This window comes from Inquilinus sp., assembly GCF_057815775.1.
The window spans coordinates 1-5532 of record NZ_JBYRFX010001123.1; the positions used below are offsets into that span (position 1 = coordinate 1).

Consider the following 5532-nt stretch of genomic DNA (forward strand, 5'->3'; position numbering starts at 1 on the left):
ACGGCGGCGCTGCCGCCACCCCCGCGGGTGCTGACGGTCAGGCCGCCGAACTTGGCGTGCCGCGTGCCGCTGTTGCGGGCCACCACCTCGATCGCGCCGGCGCCGGCCGGCCGGGCCGACCAGGCGATCTGGGCCTGGCCCGGCGCCGCGCCGGACACGAAGATCGGCAGCGACAGGTGCAGGGCCACATTGATCTTGCCCGGCACCAGCACCGGGATCTCGTCGATCGTCAGCCGGTATCCCTGTTCCGCCGCACCGGATGGCGCCCCGCGCAACAGCACGCGGATCACCTGTTCCCGCCCCGGCGGGATGGTGACGATCGGCGGACTGGCCACCAGGGCGCCAGTCGGCGCCAGCTGGTCCGTCCCGCCGGGCTGCGACCAGGTGAAGGTGCGCAGCTGCACCGTCGCCGGCGTGTCGGCCCGGTTGGTCACGGTGAGGGTCTGGGCCATCTGGCCCGCGTTGAAATCGACCCCGAGCGGCGCGACCTCCAGCCCCCCGGCCCAGGCATCGCCGATGCCGGGGCACAGGGCGGCGAAGGCCGCCGCGATCAGGATCAGGCGCAGCCGAATTGCCGTCATCGGCCGCCCCCGGTCAGTAAGTGACGGTGACGTTGACCAGGTCGGTGTAAGCGTCGGGGGTGGAGAACTGGCCGGCCAGGACCTTGCCGTAGACCGTGGACACGGTGGGGGTGACGCCGGCGGTGAGATGCACCGTGTCGGTGCCGACGGTGTTGCCCCAGTTCGTGGTGCGGGTCGGTTCGCTGTACAGGGAATAGTTCAGCCGGGCGGTGGTGGCGACCGTGCCCCGCATCTGGCGCGTGGTCACCGTGGCCCCGGATGTACCGCCGGCATCGAGGCCGATGTCATAGGTGGTGCCGGAGGTGCAGGTCACGGTGATGGTCGATGTACTGATGGCATCGGTCGAGCTGGTGTAGTTGCCGAAGGCCATCGGCGTCGCCACCACGGTGCAGAATTTCAGCACTGTTGCCGTCACGGCCATAGTCGTGGTTGCCGTCGCCGCCATAACGGCGCTGCTGGGCAGAATGAACGCGACTGCCGCACCAATCAAAAAGCAAAAGGGAATCCGCACAGCGGCCTCCAGAAATAATGATTCTCAAAATCGATACCGCAAATGAGGTATCTCACTTATGACGCCACATGACATGAAATTAATCAAGCGGAACAGGGCACCTTACAAATCCATGATGTTTCCAACAGAACAATCATCCGACCTAATTGAGCCATATAACGATTAGGGTTTTGCATATCCTGATATGAAGTGACCGACCTTCATCAACGACCGCAGCGAAGCGGCTATTGCGGCGCACAAAGAAAAGCCGCGGCCCGGGGGCCGCGGCTGATCGATCCGATTGGCAGGCCCGGTCAGGCGCGGGTGCCGCCCACCGTCAGCCCGTCGATCCGCAGGGTGGGCTGGCCGACGCCGACCGGCACGCCCTGGCCTTCCTTGCCGCAAGTGCCGATGCCGGGGTCGAGCGCCATATCATTACCCACCATCGACACCTTGGTCAGCGCGTCGGGGCCGTTGCCGATCAGGGTCGCGCCCTTGACCGCGGCGCCGATCTTGCCGTCCTCGATCATGTAGGCCTCGGAGGCGGAGAACACGAACTTGCCGTTGGTGATGTCGACCTGGCCGCCGCCGAAATTGACGGCGTAGAGGCCGCGCTTGACCGAGGCCAGGATCTCCTCCGGCGGCTTGTCGCCGCCGAGCATGATGGTGTTGGTCATCCGCGGCATCGGGTGGTGGGCATAGCTCTGCCGCCGACCGTTGCCGGTGGCGGGCATGCCCATCAGCCGGGCGTTCATCCGGTCCTGCATGTAGCCGACCAGGATGCCGTCCTCGATCAGCGTGGTGCTGCGGGTCGGCGTGCCCTCGTCGTCGACCGTCAGGCTGCCGCGCCGGTCCGGCAAGGTGCCGTCATCGATCACGGTGACGCCGGGCGAGGCCACGCGCTGGCCCATCAGGCTGGAGAAGGCCGAGGTCTTCTTGCGGTTGAAGTCGCCTTCGAGGCCGTGGCCGATCGCCTCGTGCAGCAGGATGCCGGGCCAGCCGGCGCCGAGCACCACCGTCATCTCTCCGGCCGGGGCGTCCTCGGCGTCGAGCCGCACCAGGGCCTGGCGCAGCGCTTCGTCCGCCGCCGCCTGCCACTGCGCCGGCTCGAGATAGAAATCATAGCCGGTGCGGCCGCCGGCGCCGTAGCTGCCGCTTTCCATCCGGTCGCCATCGCCGACCACGACCGAGACATTGACCCGCACCAGCGGCCGGATGTCGGCGGCATGCCGGCCATCGGCACGGATGATCCGCACCGCCTGCCAGCTGCCGCTGATCGAGGCGCTGACCTGGCGCACCCGCGGATCCTTGCCGCGGGCATAGGCGTCGATCGCGGCCAGCAGGTTGACCTTGGTCTCGAACGGCACCGCCGACAGCGGGTTGGCGTCGGTGTAGAGCTGCCGGTTGGTGCCCTGCGGCGGCTCGGCCAGGGTGCCGCCATGGCCGGCCCGCACCGCGGCCACCGTGGCGCCGGCCCGCTTCACCGCCTCTTCCGTCAGGATCGAGGCATGGCTGTAGCCGGTGGTCTCGCCCGCCACCGCCCGCATGCCGAAGCCCTGGCTGGTGTCGAAGCTGGCGCTCTTCAGCTTGCCGTCATCCCAGCTCAGCCCTTCGGACTGGACGTATTCCAGGAACAGCTCGCCGTCGTCGGCGCCCTGCAGGCTGTCGTTCACGAGTCGCTCCAGCCGGGCACGGTCCAGCCCGGCCTGGGTGAAGAACAGGTCGTCGGTCTGGTCGATGGCGCTCATGCTTTGGCTTCCGCAGCAACGGATCGGGACTCCAAGAGATAGTACCGCGGCAGCCGCCGAAACACCCCCTGTCCGGCGCCGCCGCGACTCGGCGATTCAAGAGGATGCGACCATTTGTGCGGTGCCCCGGGGAGGACGGTGGTTGTTGCCCCTCGTGCCGCGATGTATTTTCCGGCCAAGCGAGTGTTGAAGGCTTGCGGGATGTCCGGACCCGCCCCGGTGGGAGGGCCCGGACATCCCGCAAGTTGCATTCGATCCGACTTCGTGCGGCACTGGGTCTCATGGGGGCTTCAACCCTTCCCGTTCCGCCGGTATAAGGCCGGACGAGCTTCGAAGACGGCGAACGCCGGCATAGGGCCATGGGAACGTCAAAGATAACGAAAGAGCAGCACGGCATGCGATCGGGCAGACTGCGTGGATCTCTGGCAGGCGCGTCGGCGCTGCTACTCCTCGGCACCGGTACGGCCTTCGCCGACGGCCCGCCCCGCAATTGGGAAATGGGCTTCCAGCAGGCGGCGTCGCCGGTGCGGGAGAGGATGGACACGTTCCATGACCTGCTCCTGGTCATCATCACCGTCCTGACCGTCTTCGTCCTGGGCCTCCTGGTCTATGTGATGTGGCGCTTCAGCGCCAAGCGCAACCCGGTGCCGTCGAAGACCGCGCACAACACCATCATCGAGGTGGTGTGGACCATCGCCCCGGTGCTGATCCTGCTGGCGATCGTGGTGCCGTCCTTCCGGCTGCTCTACTACGGCGACGTCACCCCCAAGCCCGAGATGACGCTGATCGCCCATGGCTACCAGTGGTACTGGGGCTATGAGTATCCGGACCAGAAGGTCGCGGAATACACCAGCTACGGCATCAAGGACGAAGACCTGAAGCCGGGCCAGGTGCGGATGCTGTCGGTCGACAACCCGGTGGTGCTGCCGGTCGACACCGACATCCAGATCCTGACCACCGCCGGCGATGTGATCCATTCCTGGGCCATCCCCGCCTTCGGCGTGAAGAAGGACGCGGTGCCCGGCCGGACCAACGAGACCTGGGTCCGCATCGACAAGCCCGGCGTCTATTTCGGCCAGTGCTCGCAGCTGTGCGGCACCGACCACGCCTATATGCCGATCGAAGTCCACGCGGTCAGCCGCGAGGAGTTCGACAAGTGGGTCATCGAGAAGGTCGGCCCCAACCCGGCCGAGAAGCCCAAGCTTCTGACCATGACCTGGGACCAGGCCCAGGCGACCACCAAGCTGGCCCTGGCCGGTCATTGATCCCACTCGGGGCCGGCGGCCCCGACAGGCAAGGCCCCGAATGGGGGAGAGGTTGACACGATGGCTCACGCCGATGCGCACGAACATGGTCACGACGACCACCACGGCCACAAGCCGGGTTTCTTCACCCGCTGGCTGTTTTCGACCAACCACAAGGACATCGGCACGCTGTACCTGATCTTCGCGATCTGCGCGGGTCTGGTCGGCGGCGTGTTCTCGCTGATCATGCGGCTCGAGCTGCAGAATCCGGGCCTGCAGTTCCTGTCCGGCGGCCAGGAATGGAACGTGATCGTGACGGCCCACGGCCTGATCATGATCTTCTTCACGGTCATGCCCGCGATGATCGGCGGCTTCGGCAACTGGTTCGTGCCGCTGATGATCGGCGCGCCCGACATGGCCTTCCCGCGCCTGAACAACATCTCGTTCTGGCTGCTGGTCCCCGCCTTCTGCCTGCTGGTCGGCTCGGCCTTCGTCGGCCAGGGCGCCGGCACCGGCTGGACCATCTACCCGCCGCTGTCCGAGGCCGGGCAGCCTGGCCCGTCGGTCGACATGGCGATCTTCGCCCTGCATCTGGCCGGCGCGTCGTCGATCCTGGGTGCGGTGAACTTCATCACCACCATCTTCAACATGCGCGCCCCGGGCATGACGCTGCACAAGATGCCGCTGTTCGTCTGGGCCATGCTGGTGACCGCGTTCCTGCTGCTGCTGGCCGTGCCGGTGCTCGGCGGCGCCATCACGATGCTGATCACCGACCGCAACTTCGGCACCAGCTTCTTCAAGCCTGAGGGCGGCGGCGACCCGATCCTGTTCCAGCACCTGTTCTGGTTCTTCGGGCACCCCGAGGTCTACATCATGATCCTGCCGGGCTTCGGCATGATCAGCCACATCGTGTCGACCTTCTCGAAGAAGCCGGTGTTCGGCTATCTCGGCATGGCCTATGCCATGGTCGCGATCGGCGTCGTCGGCTTCGTCGTGTGGGCGCACCACATGTTCACCACCGGCATCGACGTCGACACCCGCGCCTACTTCACCGCCGCCACCCTGATCATCGCGGTGCCGACCGGCATCAAGATCTTCTCGTGGATTGCGACGATGTGGGGCGGGTCGATCGAGTTCAAGACGCCGATGCTGTGGGCGATCGGCTTCATCTTCCTGTTCACCGTCGGCGGCGTCACCGGCGTCGTGCTGGCCAATGCCGGCATCGACACCGCCCTGCACGACACCTACTACGTCATCGCGCACTTCCATTACGTGCTGTCGCTGGGCGCGGTGTTCTCGATCTTCGGCGGCTTCTACTACTGGATCGGCAAGATGTCGGGCCGGCAGTACCCCGAGACCTGGGGCAAGATCCACTTCTGGATGACGTTCATCGGCGTCAACCTGACCTTCTTCCCGCAGCATTTCCTGGGCCTGGCCGGCATGCCGCGGCGCCAGCCGGACTATCCGGA

The 5532-nt window shown here is 66.4% G+C and carries 5 protein-coding genes; 2 read left to right on the plus strand and 3 right to left on the minus strand.

Going from position 1 to position 5532, the window contains the following annotated elements; all coding sequences use genetic code 11:
* The 3 genes from AC3XYG_RS40025 to tldD all read right to left on the minus strand — a co-directional run.
* Window positions 1–581, minus strand: a 581-nt coding sequence (locus tag AC3XYG_RS40025; RefSeq protein WP_489145490.1) for a fimbrial biogenesis chaperone, incomplete at its 3' end; no start/stop codon positions are given.
* Window positions 582–594: 13 nt separating this feature from the next.
* Window positions 595–1026, minus strand: coding sequence for a Csu type fimbrial protein (locus tag AC3XYG_RS40030; protein WP_489145491.1), 432 nt, complete (start codon window positions 1024–1026; stop codon window positions 595–597).
* Window positions 1027–1385: 359 nt separating this feature from the next.
* The gene (gene tldD, locus AC3XYG_RS40035) at window positions 1386–2819 is read right to left on the minus strand and encodes a metalloprotease TldD (RefSeq protein ID WP_489145492.1); all 1434 of its coding nucleotides are present in this window, start codon (window positions 2817–2819) and stop codon (window positions 1386–1388) included.
* Between the two features lie 395 nt (window positions 2820–3214).
* Here tldD and coxB point away from each other — a divergent pair, with 395 nt between their 5' ends.
* Window positions 3215–4084, plus strand: coding sequence for a cytochrome c oxidase subunit II (gene coxB / locus AC3XYG_RS40040; protein WP_489145493.1), 870 nt, complete (start codon window positions 3215–3217; stop codon window positions 4082–4084).
* Between the two features lie 60 nt (window positions 4085–4144).
* Window positions 4145–5532, plus strand: a 1388-nt coding sequence (locus tag AC3XYG_RS40045) for a cytochrome c oxidase subunit I (RefSeq protein ID WP_489145494.1), incomplete at its 3' end; no start/stop codon positions are given.

Coding starts and splice junctions, on each gene's coding strand:
- coxB (WP_489145493.1), top strand. CDS start 3,215: ATGCGATCGGGCAGACTGCGTGGATCTCTGGCAGGCGCGTCGGCGCTG.
- AC3XYG_RS40030 (WP_489145491.1), bottom strand. CDS start 1,026: ATGGCGGCGACGGCAACCACGACTATGGCCGTGACGGCAACAGTGCTG.
- tldD (WP_489145492.1), bottom strand. CDS start 2,819: ATGAGCGCCATCGACCAGACCGACGACCTGTTCTTCACCCAGGCCGGG.